Genomic DNA, 24,597 nt, shown 5'->3' with positions numbered 1-24,597 from the left:
CATGAGTAAATTTTTAGCACCAATACATTTTTGGTTATTTAATAAAATAAAAATTTCTGAAGACTTAGAGAAGGATATAGTTAATACTTTTGATGAGAAATATAATAATAAGGGATCCATTATATATAAAGATATAATAAATATAATAGGTATACCTACAGAGGATACTTCTCTTGAAAATATAATTGATACCACAAATATTCACGGTTGGCTTCAAAATAAAATATCCTTAACAGAAAAAAGAACTGCAGCATTAATAACAGAATTAACTAAAAACTTTGGTGAAGCTTCACTAAATATTATTAAAAGTATCTTTGAAAATCAAGGCAGAAAATGTGGAGAGGAAGTTAGAGAAGATGGCATCTTAAACTTACCAAAAGATTTATTTAAAGCTCTTAATAACTATATTTTAGAAGGAATGCCTTGCGATAATGTTAATAGCATATGTAAAGATGATTCTAGTGAAATACAATGGACTTCTAGCAAATGTCTCCATAAACAATATTGGGATGAAGTAAATGGAGATATAACAATCTTTTATAGTTTAAGAAAGGCCTGGATTAAATCCTTTATAGAAGCAATAAATCCAAGCTTTATATACAATCAAACTATTGAACAGAATGATGGAAATTATACTTTTATAAACTCTTTCTTAAAGAAGAATATGTAGCTGACCTTTCTTTAAAATGATATAATGTTTTTAAAATAAAGCTTTAGATTTTATTCTAAAGCTTTTATGCAGTTGGTAGCATTGCTGATAGTTTTTATGTGATACATACTATAACTCTTTGGTCTTAGTGATTTAGAGTTTTTATGCTGTGTCTAAGCACTGCTATACAACTGAATAAGTTATTCTAAATCTCATATGGAAAGAACAAGCAAACTCCACCTAAACCTTAGAATAACTGGATCTTTAGTTAAAGGAAGGATAAAATTGAAAGATAAAATTGTTGTTTTACTAAAGGAAAAAAAGAATGAATTCTTATCTGGAGAGGAATTAAGTATTTCTCTTGGCGTTACCCGTGCTGCTATATGGAAATATATTAATACCCTAAGAGAAGAAGGTTATAACATAGAATCTTCTCCTAAAAAAGGTTATAAATTATTAGAGTCACCAGATGTATTAACCTTTGGAGAAATCCATAATTTTTTAAATACAAAGTTCTTAGGGCGAAACCTTATTCATTATGAAAGTATAGACTCAACAAATATAAAAGCTAAAGAAATAGCTAGAGAAGGCTGTTCAGATGGCACTGTAGTTATAAGTGAATATCAAAGTTCTGGTAAAGGAAGACTTGGTAGACAATGGGTCTCTCCAAAAGGAAAAGGTATATGGATGTCTATTATATTAAAACCTGATGTGGATCCATCTTTTGCCTCTAAAATAACCTTAATTGGTGCTGCCTCTGTATTAAAAGCTATGAATAATTTAGGTATAAATAACTGTAGTATAAAATGGCCAAATGATATTGTTATAAATAATAAAAAAGTCTCTGGGATACTTACAGAAATGAGCGCTGAGTTAACAAGGATAAATCACATAGTCATAGGAATTGGAATCAATGTAAATATTGATGTAGAGGATTTTTCCAAAGAGTTAAAAGCCATTGCTACTTCCTTAAAAATAGAGAAAAATAAATCCATTGATAGGAAGATGCTTTTGGCAGAAGTTCTAAACTCCTTTGAACCTTACTATGAAGAATTTATTCATAATGGTCACATTCCCTCAACCATAGATTTGTGCAGAGAAAATTCAATATTACTGCAAAAGGAAATCCAATGTATAAGAGGAAATTCTATTTTTAGAGCCAAAGCTATTGATATAAGTGATAATGGTGAACTAATTGTAGAACTTCCAGATGGTAAAATAGAACATATAGTCTCTGGGGAAGTTTCAATTAGAGGTTTGTATGGATATGTAGATTCTTAAAAATTATTTATGACCTCTTATGTTTAAATATCATAGTATATTAATAATAATAATTTAAAGAGGTCTTAAATGTATATAAGTAAAACCCTATATAGACAAAATAGGTATTCACGGTTAGCTGCTACAAAGTATGCTATTACTTATGCCTTAAAGCCTAATCCTAAATACAGATATTTCCCTCTAGTAGATGATAAAGGTGGAGATTGTGCTAATTTTTTATCACAATGTTTATTTGCTGGTGGTGCCCCCATGGACTTTAACACAGCTCGCCCTTGGTGGTATAAAAGCTATAATGGCAACATAATGAAGGATACTTGGTCCATTTCTTGGGCTGTAGCGCATTCCCTATATTACTATTTAAAAGTAAGTGAAAGCATTAACTCACCTGGAGTAAAGGGGTTAGAAGTTTATAACAAAAAAGACTTAGAGCTAGGAGACCTTATATTTTTTGAAAACAACAAAGGAACCATCTTCCATTCAGCCATTATAACTTCTTTTTTAGGAAGAGAGCCCTTAATCTCTCAACATTCTTTTGAAGCTTTAAATATTCCTTATAGAAGTTCTTGGACTCCAAGCAAATTTCACTTTATAAAAGTCATTATATAATTTCTAGTAAAAAAATAGGCTATAAGTGTAAAAATCCAATAGCCTATTTTTTTAAAGATTTTATTTTATTATTAGACTCTTCTTAATAAATTTAAAGTATTCTCTTAAGACTTCTTTTTCATTTATCTTTGAGATTCTTTTTCTATGCTTTATGACAAAAATTATTAAGATAGCATTAAATACATTTATGTATATATCCTTTAAGTCAAAAATAAAAAAGCCTTTAAGCATAATATAGTCTAAGCTTCCATTCCAGAATATCTTATCTATCAAAGAGCACAATCCTCCAGAGATTAAAAATATTTGAAGTATCTTTCCTATTTTACTATATCCACCCTTATTATTCATATATGTAAACCAGTAATGAGCTAATATAAGAATTACTAAAGTTAAAACTACATGAAAAACCTTTCCAAGTCCAAAATTAAACATAGAGTTCATCCAAGAATATTTATCATTAAGGAAAGGTTTAAAATAAATTAAGTCCTCTATTATTGGTATACTTACTCCATAATAGCTTCTAACTACTAACTTTATTCCTTGATCTAGTATAATTAATAATAAAATTGCTAAAGATACCCTTATATCCCTTGTGTTGTCCCTTGTCATAATGCTACTACCTCCATAACCTTATTTAATCCAAATCATATTATAATATAAGTAAGGATATAGATTATTTTACCATATAAAATGACTTTATTCAGCTAGAGTTTTATTACTGATAATACTCATTAAACTCTATATTTTAATGATATTTATTATTATTTAAATTTTATTATTGATTATTTATTCTCATTATAGTATTATTATTTATGAATTTTACTTAAATTAAATTTTAATAGGAGAGATAATTTATGAAAAAGTATGTATGCGTGGAATGCGGTTATATATATGATCCAGAAGTAGGGGATATACAAAGTGGAATAACTCCTGGAACTTCCTTTGAAGACATACCTGAGGATTGGATTTGTCCCATTTGTGGTGAAGGAAAATATGTTTTTGAAGAATTATAATATTATATGAAAATTTTTAGACTTTAGCTGAATTTAAAAACTTTAGCTAAAGTTTTTTATTTGTAAAATTTATTCACAAATAGAGTAGTAACTTCATACTCTATAATGTATTAATAATAAAAGGATGGAAATAATGTTTAGATTTTATGACTTAGATTTTACTCAATATGATAACATGAGAATCTATGATGAAGGTGATTCAAAATTTGAAGAAGTTGGTGAGTATGAAGTTGAGCTAGTTAATCCATATTATCCTATGAACTACGGTATGAGATCTACAAATCAATCTTCACCACCAGGATTACCACCTTCTTTTATTCCCTCTAAAAACCAAGCAAAAACTATGCATTCAGGCGGACCTAGTACCCTTGCAATAGATGCTGGTGGTATCAGACCTTGCAAGTTTAGATTTACTTATATATGGCAAACAAATGGAAGATCTTACTGGTCATACATTACCTTCGTTGGCAGAAGGTCTATATCTGGCTTTAGATGGATGAACCGTAGATGGGTTTATTTTGGGCTAGATTTAAATAGAATTGAATCTTTTTTCTGTTAAAAATAAAATTGCTATTAAATTAATTCTCCCACTATATAATAAAGAACTCTTGATTTATAAACTATAATCAGGAGTTCTTTCTATTTTAAATCTTTTTTACAACTATATGCAAATGTTCAGTGGCATCTCTATACTGTGGAAGTTCACAGCTCTCTACTGCTACCTTTAATAAATTATCATATACTACTCTATCTTCTTTATAAAGCTTTATAACCCCCTCCTCAATTCCTGAGAGAAAGCTTTCCGCCCCAGCATAGGATGCTATATGAAATCCAGCTTTTTCAACTTCATCTAAGGCTTGTACTGGAGTTGAAAAATATACTTCTGTAAAACTATTATTTTCATCAAAACTTTGTTCATCTAAATAACCATAAACATTGTTTAAATCCTTAAAGACACTGCTAAACTCTGTTACTCCTGCCTTTAATATGCCCCAGGAGTTTAAATAAGAAATTATGGCTATACCCTGCTTTTTTAAAATTCTTAAGGTTTCTTTTAAAACATTTATTCTTTGCTCTTTATCTAAAATATGATACATAGGGCCCATTAGTAAAATAGCATCATATTTATCGCTTTCTAAAATATTTAAATTAAGAGCATTTTCACATAAATATTTCTCTGCCTTTAGTCCTACACCTTCAATTCTTTTCTTTGCTATATCAAGTTCCTTTTCTGATAACTCTAATAAAGTTACACTATATTTCTTTTTTAATAATTCTAGTGAATATCTACCAGGTCCTGAACCTATGTCAATAACTTCGCCTGTTTTAGGGAAATATTTATCTATAAGGTGCATTGTACTATTAAATTCTATACTACTATATGGGTTATTTAATCTTTCTAGCTCCACTTTTGCATTTTCATCATAATAATTTCTCACTACCTCACTCATAGTACACCCTCCTAAATCCTCAATTATTTTAATATCTTAAAGTAACTTAATATTACTTTTCTCACAAAGCTCATGGATTTCCTCCCCCCATATAGATGCCTGAACTTCTCCAATATGAGCTTTTCTAAGAAAATACATACAAATTCTAGATTGACCTATACCTCCCCCAATAGTATAAGGAAGTTTTCCTTCCAATAATGACCTGTGAAATTCTAGTTCCTTTTTATATTCACAGTTAGCAATACTAAGTTGCTTTTCTAAGGCTTTCTCATCTACTCTTATTCCCATAGATGATAATTCAAGAGCTATATCTAATACTGGATACCAAAATAGTATATCTCCATTTAAATTCCAATCATCATAATCTGGTGATCTTCCATCATGCTTTTCTCCTGATTTTAGCTCCCCACCTATTTGCATTAAAAATACCGCCTTTTTTTCTTTGCAAATAGCATTTTCTCTCTCTTTGGATGATAAACCTGGATACATGTCCTCTAATTCTTGAGTGGTTATAAAAAATATATCTTCTGGTAAAATTTTATCTATAATATCATACTCTGAGCATATATATTCCTCTGTTTCTTTAAATGCTCTATATATAGATCTTACTGTTTCTTTTAATGTTTTCATTGTTCTCTCTTCTTTTAAAATTACCTTTTCCCAATCCCATTGATCCACATATATAGAATGTATATTATCTAAGTCCTCATCTCGTCTTATGGCATTCATGTCAGTATAAAGCCCTTCTCCTTCCTTAAATCCATATCTATATAAAGCCATCCTCTTCCATTTAGCTAGAGAGTGAACTATTTCAGCCTTTCTTTCATCTAAGGCTTTAACTCCAAATCTAACAGCTCTCTCTACTCCATTTAAATCATCATTTAATCCTGTATTGCTAGTTACAAATAAAGGGGCTGAAACTCTAGTTAAATTTAAAATCTCTATAATCTTCTGTTCAAAATAATCTTTAACCTTTTTTATTGCTATTTCTGTTTCTTTTATATCTAATTGTGATTTATATTTCTTTGGTATAATTGTTTCCATAATATTTTCCTCCATTTCAACTATCCTTTAACAAATCCATTATATAAAGGTTTAATCTGTTGTAAAAAATTCTAATTGTTGAAATTTTCATTTATAAGAATTTGGCCAAATTCCTATAAATATAAAAAGCCTTTCGTCCTAATATATAATATATTAGGACGAAAGGCTAAACTTCCGCGGTACCACCTAAGTTAACTAAAAGTGTTCACTCTATCAGTACGGAATTAATTAATAAACTCGATACTGTCCTAGTTTTAACGGTTAGGCTCCGTTCAATACTACTCTCTTAGATTTCGTTTGAAAACTCCAGGATGTTCTTCCTTATAAGCTTCGTGTAGGTCTTTCACCCTCACCTACTCGCTTAGACTACTTCTCATAAGTACTCTTCCTATCAATGTTTATGATAAATATTTATTTCTTGTTATTATATATGCTTAATATTAAATTGTCAATACTATATATCAGATTTTGATACATGATCCTTTAATATTTCTGCTGATTCTTTAAGTTTGTTTAGTTCTTCTTTATTTAAAGGAACTTCTAAAATCTTATTAGCTCCCTCTTTACCTATTACTGTAGGTATACCTAAATACACATCTTCAATATCATATTCTCCCTTAAATAGGCTAGATACAGTCAATATAGCTTTTTCATCTCTCACAATAGCCTCTACAATTCTTCTAACCGCAAGAGCTACAGCATAGTTAGTATATCCTTTTCTATTTAGTATCTCATAGGCTGCATTTTTTACATCTTGTGGTATATTTTTCTTAAATTCTGCATCGCAACCACCACATAGATTATCACAATATTCATCCGCATTCATACCAGCAATACTTGTTAAGCTCCAAGCAGCAATTTCAGAATCCCCATGCTCTCCTATTATATAAGTATGAATATTTCTAGCATCAATTTTAAAATGCTCACTTAGCATATAACGGAATCTAGATGTATCTAATACTGTTCCAGAACCTATAACTCTCTCCTTTGGGAAACCTGAAAGCTTGTAAGTTATGTAAGTTAAAACATCTACTGGATTAGAAACTACAAGTAGTATAGAATTAGGACTATATTTAACCACCTCTGGCACTATACTCTTAAATACTTTTAAATTTTTATTTATTATATCTAATCTAGTTTCCCCAGGTTTAGGTCCAACTCCTGCTGTTATTATTACAATATCAGAATCCTTTGTATCCTCATATCCTCCAGCTTTTATATCTACTGGTTTAACAAAGGAAGCTCCATGGGATAAATCCATGGCTTCTGCCAAGGCCTTATCTTTGTTTATATCAACTATTACTATTTCAGAAGCTAATCCTTCTAGCATTAAAGCATAAGCCGTGGTGGACCCAACAAAGCCAGCTCCTATGATAGATATTTTTGTACCTTTTATGTTCATAAAAACAACTCCTTTTATTAAAGGTTTTTAATCTTCAACTATTCATTAATTATTCTTTAATATTATCTACATAATAAAAAATCTAATGTATTTATTTCTTAATTATTAAAAATTATATAACCTATAAATTTTCCCAGTGGTTTTAATATAACCATCTTAAAAACACATGTAGGATGTATAAATAAATTCCTGCTCACAATTAGGAGGACTAATATAAAAATAATCAAACTCCAAATTAAACCAATATGTAGTTAATAATATTTTATATTACTTAAAAGTTATTATCAACATCTAAGTAGTAAAAAAACAGGCTATGCCTGTTTTTTTATGAGAATTATATTTGTAAAGGTTTATTAATTTTAAATTGTCATCAGTATTAATTCTTTATTTCCGACCAAATAATATCATAATACTTAACAGCCTCTCCTATATCCATTAAATAATCGCCTTTTTTAAGCTCTTCTTCTGGCGGAAAGGATAATGGACTTTCTAGTATTTCTTTTGGAGTCATATCATATGTAGCTTCGTTACAGTTTGTATAAGGATATGCCTTTGTAAACTCTATACTTACATCAGCTTCTAATATAAAGTTTAAAAATAGCTCTGCTTCTTTTGAATTCTTAGCGTTTTTAGGAACTATAAAATTATCTTGCTGAAGGAATAGTCCTTCTTCTGGTATAACAACTTTAAGATCCTTATTTTCCGCCATGGCAAAACCTGCTTCTGCAGACCAGGCAACTCCTATAGGCACCTCTCTACTTATGAGCATAGATTTAGAATTATCACTATCATAAGCCTTTATATTTGGTTGAAGTGCTTTTAATCTAAGCTTAGCCTCATTTAACTTATCAACATCAGTTTCATTAAAGTTATATCCTAAACTCTTTAATGTCATTCCTATAACTCCTCTAGGATCATCTAACATAACTATAGAGTCTTTGAATTCATCCTTCCATAAGTCTTTAAAGCCTTTTATATCTTCATCACTTATCTTTGTGGAATCCACTACTATTATAGCTTCTGATCTCATATAAGGCACACTATACTCGTCATTTTCATCAAAGTATAAATGTTTGAACTCCTCTCCTATATTACCCCAATTAGCCAAAGCTTTTGTATCTATTCTTTGAAGCATATCTTGCTTTCTCATTATATCTACCATATAATCCGCTGCTACTACCACATCGTAACTATTTCCACCTGCCATCATTTTAGCTAACATTTCTTCATTAGAACCATATGTGGCATAATTCACCTTTACATTATACCTTCTTTCAAACTCCTCAATAACGGGCTTTGGTATGTAATCAGACCAATTAAAAATATTTAGTTCTCCTACATATTGAACAGTAGACTTTGAAGCTTTCCAAACTCCAAAAGTAAATATAAAAATAAAACTCATAAGAGCTGCAAAAACCCTCTTCATATTTTTATTTTTAATACTACTAGACTTAATTTTTTCTGCCACTATAACAACTATAACTGTAAGAAGTATCAATATACTAGATAATGCATTGATTTCAGGAGTAACACCAAACTTCACCATAGAAAACACCTTTAATGGAAAAGTCATACTACTAGGTCCTGCCACAAAGAAGCTAATTATTACATCATCTATAGATAATGTAAATGCTAGAAGGCCACCTGCTATAACTCCTGGCATAATGCTAGGTAAAGTTACCTTTAAAAAAGTCTGAAAAGGGGTAGCCCCTAAATCCATTGCTGCCTCTTCAATAGATTTATCAAAACCTTCTAATCTAGCTCTTACAACCACCACCACATAAGATATACTAAAAGTTATATGTGCTATTATAAGTGTTAATATACCTCTATCCACATCTATTAAGGAAAAAAACGCTAGTAAAGCTATACCCAAAACGATCTCTGGAATAACTATAGGTATATAAAGCATTCCATCCATTACAGACTTTCCTTTAAACTTAGACTTATATATGCCTACCGCAGTAAGAGTTCCTATTATTACGGATATAATACTACTTATAAAGGCAATTACTAAACTATTTTTTACCGCTACTAAAAGTCCGTTATTAGTTAAAAGTTTTTGATACCACTTAAAGGTAAAACCTGTCCATGTTGCATTTAATTTGGATTCATTAAAGGAAAATAATATAAGTATTATTATTGGTATATAGAGTATAAAGTAGATTAATCCTGAATAAATCTTACCAATTAGCTTCCTATTATCCTTCTTCATCTCTACGTCACCTGCCCTTTATCCTTAGATTTTATCCCTTTAAAATATAGCCCTATTATAATAAGCATGACTATAATAAGCAGAACAGAAATAGCTGAACCAAAAGGCCAGTCTCTAGCCATAAGGTATTGATTTTTAATAAGGTTACTTAAAAGGACAACCTTACTTCCGCCCATAAGATCCGGTATAAAAAAGTATCCTAAGGTAGGTACAAATACCAATAAAGCTCCCGCCATTACCCCTGGCATTGTAAGTGGGAATATAACCTTCATAAAGTTCTTTAATGGTGTAGCTCCTAAATCTGAAGCTGCTTCTATAATAGATTTATCTAACTTTTCTACTGAAGAATAAATTGGCAGTACCATAAAAGGAAACATCATATACACCATTCCAATAAGCACTGAAGTATTATTATAAAGGAGTTTCAGCGGCTCACTTATTAAGTGCAATTTTATTAAATATGAATTAATTATTCCTTCTGTCCTTAATAGTATTATCCAAGCATAAGTTCTTATTAGGGAGTTCGTCCAAAATGGCAACATTATCAACATAAGAAGGATTCCTCTCCATTTCTTTTGGGATCTTCCTATAAAAAATGCAAAGGGATAGCCTAGTATCAAACAAATAAATGTAGTCATTAAGGCTATTAAAAGTGATTTTAAGAATATATTTAAATATAATGGATCTATAAACCTTATATAGTTTTCTAAGTTAAAATTATATATTACCTCTCCATACTCTCCCCTTGTGCAAAAGCTTACAACTATCATTAACATAACTGGAATTAGAAAAAAACAAGTCATCCAAAGTATTACAGGATAAAGCAATCTAAAAGATTTATTCTTTTTTTTCATCAAGCTCTTACCACCACTGCATTGTCTGTTTTCCAAGTTACAAAAACCTGATCCTTTTGATTTTTAAAATTGAATTTTTCTCCTGCAAACTCATTTATGACTATTTCTCTTCCGTTATTAAGTTCTATGACAGTTCTAAGTGCTGCCCCAATATATATTCTTTCTTTTAAAGTTCCACGTAACCATTCATCACCTCTATCAGGCTTTTCTTTAATTTTTAGCCTTTCAGGTCTAACAGCTATACAAACTAATTCTCCTATGGAAAAATCTGAGTTTTCCACTCTTATTTTTTCTCCCTCTTCTACTTCTAGGAGCACATCTTCTTTTTCTATAGAAGAAACCTTTCCTTCTATTAAGTTTGTCTCTCCAATAAAATCTGCTACAAATTTAGTAGTGGGTCTTTCATATATCTCCTCTGGAGACGCTATTTGTTCTATGTTCCCTTCGTTCATAACAGCTATTCTATCTGACATGGTTAAAGCTTCTTCCTGATCATGGGTAACATATATAAAAGTAATCCCTAATTCTCTTTGAAGATGTTTTAACTCTAATTGCATCTGCTTTCTAAGCTTAAGATCTAGAGCTCCTAAAGGTTCATCTAATAACAATACCTTAGGATTATTTATTATAGCTCTAGCAATAGCTACTCTTTGTTTTTGCCCTCCGCTTAACTGTGAAGGCATTCTCTTTTCATAACCTTCTAATCTTACTATTTTAATCATTTCATTTACTTTTTGTTTAATGTCAGCCTTTGAAACCTTCTTCATGGTAAGTCCAAAAGCAATATTATCAAAAACATTTAGATGAGGAAACAAAGCATAGTTTTGAAATACAGTATTGACATTCCTCTCATAAGGAGCCTTACTTGAAACCTCTTCCTTGTCAATATACAATTCCCCACCGGTTAACTGTTCAAATCCTGCTATCATCCTTAACGTGGTAGTCTTTCCACAACCACTTGGACCTAAAATAGTTAAAAATTCTCCTTTTTCTACATCAAGTGATATTCCCTTTACTACTGGTTCTCCATCCTTTTCATAGGACTTAAAAGCACTTACCAATTGAACAATTGCTTTTTCTGCCAATTAATTTCCAACCCCTTACATATATTTATTTTTTATAAAAAAGAAAACTTCCCCACCCTTTTTAAGGCAAAGAAGATATCTATTCAATAGTAGTCGAAAATATAATTTTCGATTAAGAATATATCACAATTCCATAGGTTATACAAGAGTTTTACCCTAAATTTACTCAATTATTTTAACTATGCCTTTAAAACCATAAAAATCTGTTACCATACACATAAAAATTTAATGATTTTTATGTGTAAAACCTTAGTAGAAGCTATTAATCAAATTATTTCGAATATTTTTAATTATACATATTTTAATAAAGTACTTTATTTTTTTAAATATAAATATATAATTATTTTTGTTTATAAAAATAGGCTCTATTTGAAAATAAATTTCAAGTTCACTATAGAACCTAAAATACAGAAATATGGGGGGTGCTTCCTGGTGAAGATAAACTTAATTGGTGTTCCACTATTCTATGGTTGCGATAGACGCGGTGTAGAATTTGGTCCAGATATCTTAAGAGAAAATGGTATTAATAATTTAGCAAAAAAATACGGTCATACCCTTTATGATTTAGGTAATCTTTATGTTCCTAAAGTTGAAGAGAAAGATAAATTCTCTTCGCATAAAAAAATGAAATATTTAAATGCAATAACGGAAGTAAATAGAAATTTGGCTAATCAAGTGTATAACTCACTAAACTCTGGTAGTTTTCCATTTGTTATTGGTGGAGACCACTCTTTAGGCCTTGGAAGTATTTCTGGTGCTAGTGAGTACTTAAATGATATTGCTGTTATTTGGGTAGATGCTCATGGGGACATAAATACAGATGAAACATCTCCTTCTGGAAATGTTCACGGCATGCCACTTTCTGCTGCTATGGGCATAGGTGATGATACTCTAACGGAGTTATACTATAAAGGGAGAAAAGTTAACCCTGAAAATGTTTATATAATAGGCGCAAGAGATTTAGATAAAGGTGAAGTAGATATTATAAATGAATTTAAACTTAATGTATGGTCTACAGAGGATATTAAGAAAAAAGGTGTGGAAAGTGTAATTGTAGAGCTTATAGATAAACTAACTAAAAGTTCTATTAAAAATATTCATCTAAGTTTTGATATTGATTCTTTAGATTCAGAATTAGTACCTGGCACTGGCACTCCAGTATCAGAAGGATTAAGCCTAGAGGAAGTAAAGTATATATTAACATCTATTATCAAAACAAAGAATGTTAAATCTATGGATTTTGTTGAACTAAATCCTAAAATTGATAAAGAAGATCAGACTTTAAATATAGCTTTAGATGTATTAGACATGGTATTTAGCCTTCTTTAATTAGATATGTCAATACTATTATGCACTCTGATCATGGATTTTGGCTCTATGTTTTTCTATAAGTAACATATAAGAGCCCTTTCCATCCTGAGTAAATTCTTTTAAGATTCAGATGAGAAAGATATTTCTTTTAATCAAACTCCATCTGAATCTAAGAGTTACTTCATAGGATACACCTAATATAATATGTCAAAATCATAGATACAGTGAAAATCTTAAAGTTTCATTGTGTCTAATTTTATTGTAAAACATACATAAACCTCCCCTAGTTATTTAATAATTTTAATTTCTATGTTATGATTATTCATAGAGTTGAATTATATTCAGGAGGTTCACTACATGAAATTAATTTTCTTTGATACTGAAACAACAGATTTAAGACCGGGCAGTATATGCCAATTAAGCTATATATTAGTTGATACATCCACTAAACCCCAAAGCACTACAGGTAAAAATATTTTCTTCGCTGTAGAGCACGTAGAACCCTCTGCTGAAGAAATTCATGGTTTTTCTGTAGAAGCTCTTTATGAGCTTAGTAAGGGTTTATATTTCGAAGATCAATTTGAAGGTTTTGTAGAAGATTTTTTAACTGCTGATGTAGTAATTGGACATAATGTTAACTTTGATATAAAGTTCCTTAGACATGAGATTGAGGGATGTGGGGAAGAATTTAATCCTAATATGTCCTTTTGCACTATGGGCTACTATAAAAATGTTTGTAGACTATCTAACGGAAGAGGAGATATCAAAAACCCAAAATTAGAAGAGGTAATTTCCTTCCTAGGTATTACTAAAGATAAAATAAGAGAACTTAGTCAGAAGTTTTTTGGTGGTACTGGAGATTATCATGATGCTAGATTCGATACTACAGCTACATATCTAATAGTTACAGAGGGCATAAAAAAGGGACTTATACCTAAACAATATTTTTCAAATATGATAACTAATAAAAAATAGCTTTTAAATGAAAATAACTACTCTTTAAATTAAAGAGTAGTTATTTTCATTTGTTTTGTTACATATCCACCACGTTTTTTACCCATTTCTTAGATAAAACCCTAGGTAATCCTATAGAGGATTTTACTATCTCCTCTATAAATATTAAAGCCACCACACCATAAACAGGTAAGTGTAGAACTAAAGCCCCTATGAATGACAGTGGCACTCCTATTAGCCAAACACTGCCTGTTTCCAAAAACAAAGAAAATTTCGTATCTCCCCCTGCTCTAAGTATACCTACCACAAGTAGTGAGTTGAAAAATTTGATAGGTAGAATAAGCCCTATGACCCTAAGTACTTTTATTGAATCACTATAAGTTGTAGGTGATACGTTAAACAATTTTAATATCAAAGGGGCTAGTACAATTAATAAGGTACCCATAACTATCCCTACCGTTGGAGATAAAACGGAAAATAATTTAGAATACCTAATGGCCTCTTCTTCTTCTCTCTCTCCGATTTTATTCCCTATCATAACCGCAGCAGCATTAGCTATACCCATATTTATAACCATAAATATATTTTGTACAGTAGTAGCTATTTGCACAGAAGCTACAGCCTCTGTGCTTATTCTAGCGTAGGCCATAGAATACATAGTCATACCTAAAGCCCAAAAGGTTTCATTGAATATTACAGGTAAAGTAACTTTAAAAAAATTAACCATAAATCCTTTTGACAGATCCAGCATATTTTTTATCTTTCCTGCTACTATATTTTTTCCTCTATATACTATAGCTATCATCAAAATAAACTCAATAATTCTTGAAATCAGGGTAGCTATAGCTGCCCCATTAACTCCCATAGCTGGAACTCCTAATTTACCATATATAAAGATTATATTTAGTATGGTATTTGAAACTAAGGCTATTATACTGATAAACATAGGAATTTTCGGTTGCCTTGTGCACCTTAAAGCAAAGGCATAACATAATGTAATAGCGTTTATTATATAACTTAATCCTACTATTCTTAAATATCCCCTACCTGAATTTATAACGACGGAATCCTTTGTAAATATCCTTAATATATCAGAAGGGAAGGCTACTGCAGCTACAGTAAAAATGGAGCCAATTATTATAACACACATAAGTCCAATGCCAATTACCCTATGAATGTTTTCCTTGTCCTTTTTTCCATAATATTGAGCTATAAATATTCCTGACCCACTATTTATACCAAACATTATTAAAGTAAATAGGAAGAAAACCTGATTAGCAAGCCCTACTGCTGCTATACTACTCTCCCCAAGAGATCCAATCATAAGTGTATCCACCATATTCAAAGAAGAGGATACTAAATTTTGCATTATTATAGGTAATGCTAAGGTAACTAGCATTTTATAAAATTTTTTATCTTTAGATATGTCGATCATAATACCTCCTAGGTCCATACTTTAATTATTACCAATATATTTCTGATTTTCTACAAAGCATATTATACCATAAATTTATTTTAATTAAAGTGGCTTTATTAAACTCAAATAACTTATATTAAACCATATTAAGGTATCTTATTAAATTTATTATATCCATTAGAAAATTCTATTCTCTCCTTAGGAGTTGGATGATCGTATCTAAAAAACTTAATGAACCCATTAACATTAGGTACAGAAATGTTGTTTTGTAAAAATTTCACCTCTACTGTAGCATTAGAAAAGTTATCTTCTGTAAGTTCTATGGCAAACTTATCTGCTTGCCATTCTTGATATCTTGTATATCCATTAGATATAGGCGTCAATAATAAAGAAAATAAGCTAAAATATAAAATTATAATGGGAATTGCAGCTAAGTCTTTAATACTGTATATTTTTAATTTATTTCCTTTTTTATTAATAAAGGCTCTTGAAAATTTCTCTGTAAGATATAATAAAAATATGCTATACAAAGCTCCCATAAATATAGATTTAGGTATATGTTTTAATTTATAATGTCCCATTTCATGAGCCGCAACTACTAGGGTTTCTCCTTCACTTAATCCTTTTATTGTATTATCCCATAATACTATCCTTTTAGTGTTACCTACTCCTGTCATATAAGCATTCATGGCCTTTGTCTCTTTACTTTTATCCACTTCATATAAAGTTAGATCTTTAATATCTGCTCTATTTGCTAAATCTTTAATCTTATATTCTAGAATCTTATTTTCTAAGGGTTTAAATTCATTAAAAACAGGGTCTATATATAAAGGATATATTAAGGTACCCATTATATATAATGGCAAGGTTAAAAGCCCTATGATTAAATAAGCACATTTTTTTGCCTTATTTAAAATTTTATAACATAAAAATCCTATAAAAGTTGTAGTAATAGAATTTATAAGAAAACTCTTAAAAACTCTAATAATCCAAGAAAATAAGCTTTCATTTGATATACCTATTAATTTCATTTTATAATACCCTCTAAAAAAGCTTAAGGGTAAGGAAGTTAAAAATAAAAAAGTAAAAATAGAAAAAATATATAAAATTATAATTAAGTTATTTCTTCTGAAATGATCCTTAAGCCATAATTTCAACTCAGTAGCACTCCCACTGACTATTAGGTATAAAGGTATAGCTAATGTTAAAGCTATGCTTAATACCCAGTATAAGGTGCCTAGTTTATAGTTAAACTTAGCAATATCTGTTGCATCAGGAACTATAACGTTATTATTACTATCAACCTTTAATTCTATAGTATTATTTCCTTTCATTAAATAAGAATATTTTACTTGAAAAATTTGTGTTGTTATATAAAGAGCTATAAATAGAAATACTAATACTGAAATAAAATAAATTACCCTGTGTTTCTTTTTCAAAATATCACCTACCATAAAATAATATTAAAGCTTTAGTATTATTTTATTATACAATATAGAATCAAATACTTGTAAACTGTATAAAATTTGTTTATAATATTAATAAATAATACTTAAGAATATTATTTATTAAAAATATCATATTTAACTTTAAGGAGGATTTAACATGCAAAAATATATTTGTATAGTATGTGGCTATGTATATGATCCTGCAGTTGGTGACGAAGATAATGGAGTAGCACCAGGAACTGCGTTTGAAGATATTCCTGAGGATTGGTTATGTCCGCTTTGTTCAGTTGGAAAAGATCAATTTGAACCAACTGAATAGATAAAATTAAGAAAATCACTATAAAAGGTCTATAGGTCTACATTTAAGACATATAGACCTTTTATTTAGCCTCTTTTAAAGGTTGTATTTTATTTAATTATGGTATAAACTTTTCATTATAATTATTTGATTATTCTTAATATTTTTATTCATTTAAAGTTTTCTTAAATCTAAAGATATATAAACTAATAGTTTTATAAATATATATTAAATTGAGAAGGGAGAGTTTTATATGGAAACTAGAAAACAACTAGATACTATTGCTATGTTAGCGATTCTAAAGGACAACCCTACTTTTAAAGCTTTGAATGGCAAAGGATGTATAGTAGGAGTGCAAAGCGAAGAAAAATATATACACATTAGGAATACTGGTTATGATAGAATTAGCCTAGAGGATAATTGGAATATAATTAAACCTATAGATTATGATAAAGCTAACGAGCTGTTTAAAGCTGGTAGAATGGTAGAATGCATTTTTTCAGATGGCACCAGAAAACAATATAGAAAGATGCCTTTAGATAGTAATGTAATAATAGAAGCAGATTTGCCTCTTGCTTATGATTGTCTTTGGTATTGCTACTGGAATTAGGATAAATTTAAAAGCTTCACAAAATAAATATTTTGTGAAGCTTTTATTAATTTTCTTCCATGTTAATTTCAAATCAAATTAAATATTTAACAAACTTTTCAATTGTTCTTCAAGCTCCTTACATTTCTCCCTATCCATAGGTTCCGTATGCTCTAATCTATATTTAATATCCATACTTTTATATTTATTTATCCCCAGGGTATGATATGGAAGTAGCTCTACTTTTTCTACATTTTTTATTTTTTTTATTATTTTAGAAAGTTCGGTTATATGTTCAATAGAATCTGTAATGTCCGGTACCACAACATGTCTTATCCAAATTTTCGCATCAGATTTTTCCGCAGCTTTTAAAAAGTTCCAGGCTTCTTTTCCGTCTTTTCCTGTTAAATCTAAATATCCCTTTTCGGAGATATGCTTTATATCAAATAATATCAAATCTGTATATTTTAATATTTCATCATAATCACCAAAGCCATAACCTGAAGTATCTAGAGCTGTTTGTATACCATTTTCCTTACAAAGCTTTAAAATTTGGAGTAAAAATTCAGGTTGCATAAGTGGATCTCCTCCAGAAAAAGTCACTCCACCATAAGACCTATCAAAGTATGGTTTATATCTCACTATCTTTTTCAAAAGATCTAAGGCTTCTATTTCTTCTCCTCCAGAAAAGTTCCAAGTATCAGGATTATGACAATAAGCACATCTCAAAGCACATCCTTGAAAAAATACCACAACTCTAATACCTGGTCCATCTACAAGCCCCATAGTTTCAATAGAGTGTATTCTACCTTTCATTATAACCACTTCCTTTATTAGGAGAGAAAAGGCTTTAAGATAAGCCCTTCCTCAATATACTTTAAATTACATCTTTTCATGGAATGTTCTGTTTATAACTTCTCTTTGTTGGTCTTTTGAAAGTCTATTAAAGTTAACAGCATAACCTGATACCCTTATAGTTAATGTTGGATACTTTTCTGGATGTTCCATTGCATCCATCAATGTTTCTCTTTGAAGTACATTTACATTTAAATGATGAGCTCCTTGACCAAAATATCCATCCATTACAGATACAAGGTTACCGATTTGAGTATCTCTGTCCTTTCCTAAAGCTTCAGGAACTATAGAGAATGTATTTGATACTCCATCTTCGCAACAAGGATTATATGGAATCTTAGCTACAGAGTTTAAAGATGCTAAAGCTCCTTCTAAATCTCTTCCATGCATTGGATTAGCTCCAGGTGCAAAAGGAACTCCTGCTTCTCTACCATCTGGTGTGGCTCCTGTTTTCTTACCATAAACCACGTTTGATGTTATAGTTAACACAGAAAGAGTGTGTTTCGCATTTTTATAAGTTGGATGTGATTTTAGCTCTTTTGAGAATCTTTCTACAAGTTCTACAGCTATATCATCTACCCTGTCATCATCATTTCCGTATTTAGGAAATTCTCCTTCTATATCAAAATCTACAGTTATGCCATTTTCTCTTACAGGCTTAACTTTTGCATATCTAATAGCACTTAAAGAATCAGCTGCTACAGATAAGCCAGCTACTCCAAAGGCCATAAGTCTACCAACTTCTGTATCATGAAGAGCCATTTGACCTGCTTCATAAGCATATTTATCATGCATATAGTGAATTACATTCATTGTATCTACATATAATCCAGCTACATATTCTAAAACCTTCATATAGTTTGCTTTAACTTTATCATAATCTAAAACTTCATCTTCTATTTTTTCTATTCCAGGTACAACTTGTTTTCCTTTTTTCTCATCAATTCCACCATTTATAGCATAAAGTAAAGCCTTAGCTAAGTTACATCTAGCTCCGAAGAATTGCATTTGCTTACCTACCTCCATGGCAGAAACGCAGCAAGCAATAGCATAGTCATCCCCATATATTGGTCTCATTACATCATCATTTTCATATTGAATAGAATCTGTTAATATTGACATTTCAGCACAGAATCTCTTAAAGTTTTCAGGTAATTTTTCAGACCATAGTACAGTCATATTAGGTTCTGGTGCTGGTCCAAGATTAACTAAGGTGTGTAAAAATCTATAAGAACTTTTAGTTACTAAAGGCTTACCATTTTTACTTACTCCACCTAAGGATTCTGTTACCCATGTTGGATCTCCAGCAAAAAGATCATTGTAATCAGGAGTTCTAAGGTGTCTTACTAATCTTAATTTTATTACAAATTGATCTATTAACTCTTGTGCCTCTTCTTCTGTTATAACTCCATTTTTCAGATCTCTTTCAATGAATATATCTAAGAAGGTACTTGTTCTTCCTAGAGACATTGCTGCACCATTGCTTTCTTTTACTGCGGCTAAATATCCTAGATATAAGAACTGAACAGCTTCTTTAGCATTTGCAGCTGGTTTTGATATATCTATTCCATACTTGCCTGCCATAGACTTCATAGCTTGTAATGCTCTTATTTGCTCAGAAACTTCTTCTCTCTTTCTTATAAGGTCATCAAGCATATTACCTTTTAATGAGTGCAAATCTTTTTTCTTTTCTTCTATTAAATAATCTATACCATATAGCGCTATTCTTCTGTAATCACCTATTATTCTTCCTCTACCATAAGCATCTGGCAATCCAGTTATAAGTCCAGTAGATCTAGCTGCTCTTATATCTTCTGTATAAGCATCAAAAACACCTTCATTATGGGTTTTTCTAAATTGTGGAAAAAACTTTTCTATATCTTTATCTAATGTATATCCATAAGCTTCTAGAGATTGTTCAACCATTCTCCATCCACCCCATGGATTAACTATTCTTTTTAAAGGTGCATCTGTTTGAAGTCCCACTACAACTTCATTATCTTTATCTATATATCCTGCTTCATAATTATCAATTCCTGATACTTTATCTGTAGCTACATCAATAACACCTTTTTTTATTTCTTCAATAATTAAGGCGCTAGATTTTTCCCAAACTTTTTTTGTTTTATCTGTAGGACCTGCTAAAAAGCTTTTGTCTCCTTCATATGCTGTGTAATTCTTTTGAATAAAGCTTCTTACGTCTATTTTTTCTGTCCAAGAACCAAGATTAAACCCTTCCCATTCCTTAAACATATAAAAACCTCCTTAATATTTGATATGGAAAATCACTTAAGTGTAATTTTCATCAGCATCAATATTCCATGACTTCATTATAAAGCCTTTATGCAACTTTGTTAAGTACCTTGAGAAAAGTTTAACTATTCAGAATATTTGACAATTTCTAACATATGTTGACTTTTGACGCTGTTTGTGTTATTATATTGATAGGTAATATAACAGTATAGTTTTAAAACTAGTACAGTTTATTACCTATTTTTCAGTATTTAAGCTTTCTGTTTTTTGTTTTTTCTTATACACATTTAAAATCTATAAGGTTTTAACTTACATTCAACAGGAAAAGTGAAATACAGCTTCATATTTCCCGTTATAATCTTCTGTACAAGCAATAAATGAAAGTTCATTTTCATATTATTTCATTTATCATATTATTACGAAAATTAAAAGGGGGATTTTTTATGGAAAAAAAAATGTTAAGACCAGCGGAAATAGCAGAAGAAATATTAACTTCTTACGAAGCTAAAGCTAACTATAGCAAGGCCAAATCTCTTACTTTAGGCATCTTAGCTGGCGCTTTTATAGCATTAGGAGGATTTGCATCAGCGGTGGCTTCTCACAGCATAAGCAATTATAGTCTTTCTAAATTGGTATCCGGATTAGTTTTCCCTGTTGGATTAATCTTAGTAATTTTAGCAGGGGCTGATTTATTTACTGGAAACGTATTACTAACAGTACCTTTGTTACATAAAAAAATAAACTTTAAACAAGTTTTAAAAAATTGGATTATAGTTTATTTTGGCAATTTACTTGGAGCTATTATAATATCTTTATTACTATTTTATAGCGGGGCTCTAGATGCAAACGAAGGCAAATTAGGAGCTTATGTCATTAAAGTAGCTTACACCAAGTCTAATATTAGCTATATGAAAGCTTTATTTAGTGGCATATTATGTAATATATTAGTTTGCTTAGCAGTTTGGACTTCTTTTGCTGCTAAAGACGTCATTGGCAAAATTTTTGCTATCTTATTCCCTATAATGGCCTTTGTAATATCTGGTTTTGAACACAGCGTTGCTAACATGTACTATTTCTCTATAGGATTATTAGCTAAAACTAATAGCAATTATATTTCTACTCTTAACATCACCGAAGATAAACTCCAAAGTTTAAATATTCAAGGAGTTATCAAAAATTTAATTCCTGTAACCTTAGGAAATATATTAGGAGGTTTCTTATTTGTAGGTGGAGCTTTGTACCTTGCCTTTATCTATATAAACAATAACAAAAAAGATCAGATAAAAAGCATACCTTTTAAAAAGAATGCATAATATAAAATTAAAGGATCTCACAACTTAGAAGTTGTGAGATCCTTTAATTAGCATTCCCAGTTCATTTCAATAAAAATACCGCTAAACTCTAAAATTCCTATGCTTTCCTATATAAAAGCAGTGTATGTGTAAGCTTAGGTTTATAGAATATAATCATATATAACAATTGTACTAATTATAACAAATAAAATACCTGTGCTTTTAAGGCTGTTAATATCTCTTAAGTTAATTCCAACTATTTATTAGCATATCCCACATCATTTTTCCGCACTTAGCAAGAGTAATATTTCCATACACATTGTTAGGTATCCCTTGTGACATAACCGTAAACGCAAAATTTCCCTTTGAAATTTGTATTAAAGCGGTATCATTTTCAACTCCACTTAAATCTCCTGTTTTATTAGCCATGCCCTTTTTTATGTCCTCTGGAATATAAAATGCTACTTTATTTTTCATCTGTTGTCTTTTTAAAATATCTATAACCATCTTGCTATGCTCTTCATTTAAGTAGCTGTGCTTATATAGGTGTTTCCAACATAAACATAAATCATAACTACTAGTTATGTTTTGTACCACGTTTTTAACATCCTTTTCTTCTAATATTTTTCTATTTATCACTGTGTTTTTCAATGACATTTCTTGAAACAACTCATTAATTCTAGGCATACCTATCATATCAATAAGTTTATTAGCTGCCGTATTATCACTTTGTATAAGCATAGCAATAAGAAGTTCAGATAAATTATATTCCCTTTCTCCAAACTCATGTATTATCCCTGTACCTGAAACCTTATCTTCTCTAAAAACAGTAACTTTGTCCTTTAAATCAAATTTCCCATTTTCCGCTTCTTTTAAAATAGCTATAGCTATAGGGAGTTTCATGCATCCAGCGGATATCATTTGAACGTTTTCATTGTATCCATACACATATCCTCCTTCTAAATCCTCAAAATAAAAACTATGTTGACCTATTCTAGATTCTAAATATTTTTTAATCTCTTTCATGTTTACCTCCAGCCTTATAATCATTATCTATATATTATCACATTACATGAATAAATGAAAATTCCCTAAGTTTTTTACTATCATATATATTTATAACCAAAGTGTTACATATTTAATCAATATTCTTCCATATTCAACTTTTCTCTGATAACTTCAGATCCAAACATCACATAAAATTCTTATCTAAAGTGACTAAATTTTAGATAAGCTCTTCTAAGTTTAAGGTCTAAGCCCCCCTTTAGAAACAAACTCTATATTAATCTAAGAATTACTTTGATAAAGCACTAATTCTTTTGGAATCAGTGCTTTACGAAATGAAAATTAGTCTCCTAAAGATATACCTATTTTTCTAGCCACTTTTACCAGTTCACATTCAGGATCTACATTTTTTATATTTCCAATTACATCTTCTAGACTTATTTCAGATATATTATTTCCTTTTAGACAAACCATATTACCAAATCTTCCTTCAGAAATAAGTTCTACTGCCGCTACACCATATCTTGTAGACAGTATTCTGTCATAAGTAGAAGTATTTCCTCCTCTTTGAGTGTGCCCTAGCACTGTACTTCTTATTTCATTACCTTTTATAAGCTTTTCTAAATCATGAGCAAGTTTATTAGCAATGCCTCCAAGTCTAATTGGATCTGGACTATCTTCTACAACCTTATTTACTACTACCTCTCCATCTAAAGGTTTAGCACCCTCAGCTACAACAATTATGCTAAATACTCTACCTTTACTTTGTCTATCCTTTATTTGTTCTACTATTTTATTAATATTATAAGGTATTTCCGGCACTAATATAACATCCGCCGATCCAGCAATACCAGATTCAAGAGCTATCCAACCAGCATTTCGTCCCATAACTTCAAGAAGCATAATTCTATGATGGGACTCTGCTGTAGTATGTAATCTATCCAAAGCTTCAGTTGCTACATCAATAGCTGTGTTAAATCCAAAAGTAACATCTGTTCCTACTAAGTCATTATCTATAGTCTTTGGAACCCCAATGACATTTACTCCTTTTCTTGAAAAATCACGAGCACTAGTTAATGTACCATCTCCTCCTATGACTATAAGGGCATCTACATTTTCTTTTTTAAGATTTTCTACTGCCACATCAGAAACGTCTTTTTTTATCATTACTCCATTTTCCTCTACAGCATAATCAAATAAATTGTCTTTGTTGGAGCTATATAGTATGGTTCCTCCTCTATGTAATATTCCTGAAACTGCATCTATAGTCAAGGGGATAAAATCATTGTTATATAGTCCTCTATATCCATACCTATAACCTATAACTTCATATCCATATTCTAATATAGCTGTTCTTGTTACGGCTCTTATTACTGCATTTAATCCAGGACAATCTCCACCACCTGTTAGTATAGCTATCTTCTTTATTTTTTGCGTCATAAATTGATCCCTCCAAGCTCCGTTTTATTCAATTATACACTTTAAATCTAATCTATTAAACAGAGGTATAATAATTTTGTAATTATACCAAATAGGAGCCTATAAAAAGCATTAGCATATGCTTTTTATAGGCTC

The 24,597-nt window shown here is 30.3% G+C and carries 23 protein-coding genes and 1 other annotated feature; of the genes, 10 read left to right on the top strand and 13 right to left on the bottom strand.

Annotated elements, in window-relative coordinates:
* Position 1 precedes the first annotated feature (1 nt).
* The 3 genes from KQI89_RS01705 to KQI89_RS01695 all read left to right on the top strand — a co-directional run bounded on the left by KQI89_RS01705 (position 2) and on the right by KQI89_RS01695 (position 2,536).
* Positions 2-670: a hypothetical protein gene (locus tag KQI89_RS01705; protein ID WP_216455665.1), complete on the top strand. Its 669-nt coding sequence runs from the start codon at positions 2-4 to the stop codon at positions 668-670.
* Positions 671-934: 264 nt separating this feature from the next.
* Positions 935-1,930, top strand: a complete 996-nt coding sequence (locus KQI89_RS01700; RefSeq protein WP_216455664.1) for a biotin--[acetyl-CoA-carboxylase] ligase — start codon at positions 935-937, stop codon at positions 1,928-1,930.
* 75 nt (positions 1,931-2,005) lie between these two features.
* Positions 2,006-2,536, top strand: coding sequence for an amidase domain-containing protein (locus tag KQI89_RS01695; RefSeq protein ID WP_216456639.1), 531 nt, complete (start codon positions 2,006-2,008; stop codon positions 2,534-2,536).
* Positions 2,537-2,596: 60 nt separating this feature from the next.
* Here KQI89_RS01695 and KQI89_RS01690 read toward each other — a convergent pair whose 3' ends face one another.
* Positions 2,597-3,145, bottom strand: a complete 549-nt coding sequence (locus tag KQI89_RS01690) for a signal peptidase II (protein WP_216455663.1) — start codon at positions 3,143-3,145, stop codon at positions 2,597-2,599.
* A gap of 245 nt (positions 3,146-3,390) precedes the next feature.
* Here KQI89_RS01690 and rd (KQI89_RS01685) point away from each other — a divergent pair, with 245 nt between their 5' ends.
* Both rd (KQI89_RS01685) and KQI89_RS01680 read left to right on the top strand, forming a co-directional pair.
* Entirely contained in the window at positions 3,391-3,549 is a 159-nt protein-coding gene (gene rd / locus KQI89_RS01685; RefSeq protein WP_216455662.1) for a rubredoxin, read from the top strand.
* 133 nt (positions 3,550-3,682) lie between these two features.
* The gene (locus tag KQI89_RS01680) at positions 3,683-4,108 is read left to right on the top strand and encodes a hypothetical protein (RefSeq protein ID WP_096877959.1); all 426 of its coding nucleotides are present in this window, start codon (positions 3,683-3,685) and stop codon (positions 4,106-4,108) included.
* Between the two features lie 85 nt (positions 4,109-4,193).
* Here the strand turns inward: KQI89_RS01680 and KQI89_RS01675 are convergent, their stop codons facing one another.
* The 6 genes from KQI89_RS01675 to KQI89_RS01650 all read right to left on the bottom strand — a co-directional run bounded on the left by KQI89_RS01675 (position 4,194) and on the right by KQI89_RS01650 (position 11,600).
* Entirely contained in the window at positions 4,194-5,000 is an 807-nt protein-coding gene (locus KQI89_RS01675; protein ID WP_216455661.1) for a class I SAM-dependent methyltransferase, read from the bottom strand.
* A 36-nt stretch (positions 5,001-5,036) separates the two neighbouring features.
* A complete protein-coding gene (gene asnA, locus KQI89_RS01670) occupies positions 5,037-6,044 on the bottom strand; it encodes an aspartate--ammonia ligase (RefSeq protein ID WP_216455660.1) in 1,008 nt (335 codons plus the stop codon).
* A gap of 151 nt (positions 6,045-6,195) precedes the next feature.
* Positions 6,196-6,448, bottom strand: a binding site (T-box leader).
* Positions 6,449-6,498: 50 nt separating this feature from the next.
* A complete protein-coding gene (locus KQI89_RS01665; RefSeq protein ID WP_216455659.1) occupies positions 6,499-7,446 on the bottom strand; it encodes an L-lactate dehydrogenase in 948 nt (315 codons plus the stop codon).
* A gap of 376 nt (positions 7,447-7,822) precedes the next feature.
* On the bottom strand, positions 7,823-9,661 hold the full coding sequence (locus KQI89_RS01660) for an extracellular solute-binding protein (protein ID WP_216455658.1): 1,839 nt from the start codon (positions 9,659-9,661) through the stop codon (positions 7,823-7,825).
* A gap of 2 nt (positions 9,662-9,663) precedes the next feature.
* Complete coding sequence (locus tag KQI89_RS01655; protein WP_216455657.1) at positions 9,664-10,515, bottom strand: ABC transporter permease; 852 nt, start codon at positions 10,513-10,515, stop codon at positions 9,664-9,666.
* Positions 10,515-11,600, bottom strand: a complete 1,086-nt coding sequence (locus KQI89_RS01650) for an ABC transporter ATP-binding protein (protein ID WP_216455656.1) — start codon at positions 11,598-11,600, stop codon at positions 10,515-10,517. Before KQI89_RS01650 ends, KQI89_RS01655 begins: the two co-directional genes overlap by 1 nt.
* 432 nt (positions 11,601-12,032) lie before the next feature.
* Between KQI89_RS01650 and rocF the strand changes: the two genes are divergently transcribed.
* Together rocF and KQI89_RS01640 are read left to right on the top strand one after the other, a co-directional pair.
* Positions 12,033-12,929, top strand: coding sequence for an arginase (rocF, locus tag KQI89_RS01645; RefSeq protein ID WP_216455655.1), 897 nt, complete (start codon positions 12,033-12,035; stop codon positions 12,927-12,929).
* A 339-nt stretch (positions 12,930-13,268) separates the two neighbouring features.
* Positions 13,269-13,886, top strand: coding sequence for a 3'-5' exonuclease (locus KQI89_RS01640; RefSeq protein ID WP_032121430.1), 618 nt, complete (start codon positions 13,269-13,271; stop codon positions 13,884-13,886).
* Between the two features lie 58 nt (positions 13,887-13,944).
* Here KQI89_RS01640 and KQI89_RS01635 read toward each other — a convergent pair whose 3' ends face one another.
* Positions 13,945-15,300, bottom strand: a complete 1,356-nt coding sequence (locus KQI89_RS01635; protein ID WP_216455654.1) for an MATE family efflux transporter — start codon at positions 15,298-15,300, stop codon at positions 13,945-13,947.
* 128 nt (positions 15,301-15,428) lie between these two features.
* Complete coding sequence (locus tag KQI89_RS01630; protein ID WP_216455653.1) at positions 15,429-16,721, bottom strand: M48 family metallopeptidase; 1,293 nt, start codon at positions 16,719-16,721, stop codon at positions 15,429-15,431.
* A gap of 166 nt (positions 16,722-16,887) precedes the next feature.
* Between KQI89_RS01630 and rd (KQI89_RS01625) the strand changes: the two genes are divergently transcribed.
* On the top strand, positions 16,888-17,049 hold the full coding sequence (gene rd, locus KQI89_RS01625; protein WP_081923222.1) for a rubredoxin: 162 nt from the start codon (positions 16,888-16,890) through the stop codon (positions 17,047-17,049).
* A 232-nt stretch (positions 17,050-17,281) separates the two neighbouring features.
* Entirely contained in the window at positions 17,282-17,638 is a 357-nt protein-coding gene (locus KQI89_RS01620; protein WP_216455652.1) for a hypothetical protein, read from the top strand.
* A gap of 78 nt (positions 17,639-17,716) precedes the next feature.
* Here KQI89_RS01620 and pflA read toward each other — a convergent pair whose 3' ends face one another.
* Both pflA and pflB read right to left on the bottom strand, forming a co-directional pair.
* On the bottom strand, positions 17,717-18,436 hold the full coding sequence (gene pflA, locus KQI89_RS01615; protein WP_216456638.1) for a pyruvate formate-lyase-activating protein: 720 nt from the start codon (positions 18,434-18,436) through the stop codon (positions 17,717-17,719).
* A 63-nt stretch (positions 18,437-18,499) separates the two neighbouring features.
* Positions 18,500-20,725, bottom strand: coding sequence for a formate C-acetyltransferase (pflB, locus tag KQI89_RS01610; RefSeq protein WP_216455651.1), 2,226 nt, complete (start codon positions 20,723-20,725; stop codon positions 18,500-18,502).
* 443 nt (positions 20,726-21,168) lie between these two features.
* On the opposite strand from pflB, the gene KQI89_RS01605 reads away from it, so the two are divergent.
* Positions 21,169-22,038 carry a formate/nitrite transporter family protein gene (locus KQI89_RS01605; protein WP_216455650.1) on the top strand — a complete coding sequence of 290 codons (870 nt, stop codon included), beginning with the start codon at positions 21,169-21,171 and terminating at the stop codon, positions 22,036-22,038.
* 225 nt (positions 22,039-22,263) lie between these two features.
* Here the strand turns inward: KQI89_RS01605 and KQI89_RS01600 are convergent, their stop codons facing one another.
* Both KQI89_RS01600 and KQI89_RS01595 read right to left on the bottom strand, forming a co-directional pair.
* A complete protein-coding gene (locus KQI89_RS01600) occupies positions 22,264-23,043 on the bottom strand; it encodes a serine hydrolase (protein ID WP_032121424.1) in 780 nt (259 codons plus the stop codon).
* A 321-nt stretch (positions 23,044-23,364) separates the two neighbouring features.
* On the bottom strand, positions 23,365-24,462 hold the full coding sequence (locus tag KQI89_RS01595) for a 6-phosphofructokinase (RefSeq protein ID WP_032121423.1): 1,098 nt from the start codon (positions 24,460-24,462) through the stop codon (positions 23,365-23,367).
* Positions 24,463-24,597 lie beyond the last annotated feature (135 nt).

Source organism: Clostridium simiarum (assembly GCF_018919175.1).
Lineage (GTDB): Bacteria > Bacillota > Clostridia > Clostridiales > Clostridiaceae > Clostridium_L > Clostridium_L simiarum.
This window is presented reverse-complemented; position numbering and strand designations above follow the sequence as displayed.

Coding starts and splice junctions, on each gene's coding strand:
- KQI89_RS01705 (WP_216455665.1), top strand. CDS start 2: ATGAGTAAATTTTTAGCACCAATACATTTTTGGTTATTTAATAAAATA.
- KQI89_RS01690 (WP_216455663.1), bottom strand. CDS start 3,145: ATGACAAGGGACAACACAAGGGATATAAGGGTATCTTTAGCAATTTTA.
- rd (WP_216455662.1), top strand. CDS start 3,391: ATGAAAAAGTATGTATGCGTGGAATGCGGTTATATATATGATCCAGAA.
- KQI89_RS01680 (WP_096877959.1), top strand. CDS start 3,683: ATGTTTAGATTTTATGACTTAGATTTTACTCAATATGATAACATGAGA.
- KQI89_RS01675 (WP_216455661.1), bottom strand. CDS start 5,000: ATGAGTGAGGTAGTGAGAAATTATTATGATGAAAATGCAAAAGTGGAG.
- asnA (WP_216455660.1), bottom strand. CDS start 6,044: ATGGAAACAATTATACCAAAGAAATATAAATCACAATTAGATATAAAA.
- KQI89_RS01665 (WP_216455659.1), bottom strand. CDS start 7,446: ATGAACATAAAAGGTACAAAAATATCTATCATAGGAGCTGGCTTTGTT.
- KQI89_RS01660 (WP_216455658.1), bottom strand. CDS start 9,661: ATGAAGAAGGATAATAGGAAGCTAATTGGTAAGATTTATTCAGGATTA.
- KQI89_RS01655 (WP_216455657.1), bottom strand. CDS start 10,515: ATGAAAAAAAAGAATAAATCTTTTAGATTGCTTTATCCTGTAATACTT.
- KQI89_RS01640 (WP_032121430.1), top strand. CDS start 13,269: ATGAAATTAATTTTCTTTGATACTGAAACAACAGATTTAAGACCGGGC.
- KQI89_RS01635 (WP_216455654.1), bottom strand. CDS start 15,300: ATGATCGACATATCTAAAGATAAAAAATTTTATAAAATGCTAGTTACC.
- rd (WP_081923222.1), top strand. CDS start 16,888: ATGCAAAAATATATTTGTATAGTATGTGGCTATGTATATGATCCTGCA.
- KQI89_RS01620 (WP_216455652.1), top strand. CDS start 17,282: ATGGAAACTAGAAAACAACTAGATACTATTGCTATGTTAGCGATTCTA.
- pflB (WP_216455651.1), bottom strand. CDS start 20,725: ATGTTTAAGGAATGGGAAGGGTTTAATCTTGGTTCTTGGACAGAAAAA.
- KQI89_RS01605 (WP_216455650.1), top strand. CDS start 21,169: ATGGAAAAAAAAATGTTAAGACCAGCGGAAATAGCAGAAGAAATATTA.
- KQI89_RS01600 (WP_032121424.1), bottom strand. CDS start 23,043: ATGAAAGAGATTAAAAAATATTTAGAATCTAGAATAGGTCAACATAGT.
- KQI89_RS01595 (WP_032121423.1), bottom strand. CDS start 24,462: ATGACGCAAAAAATAAAGAAGATAGCTATACTAACAGGTGGTGGAGAT.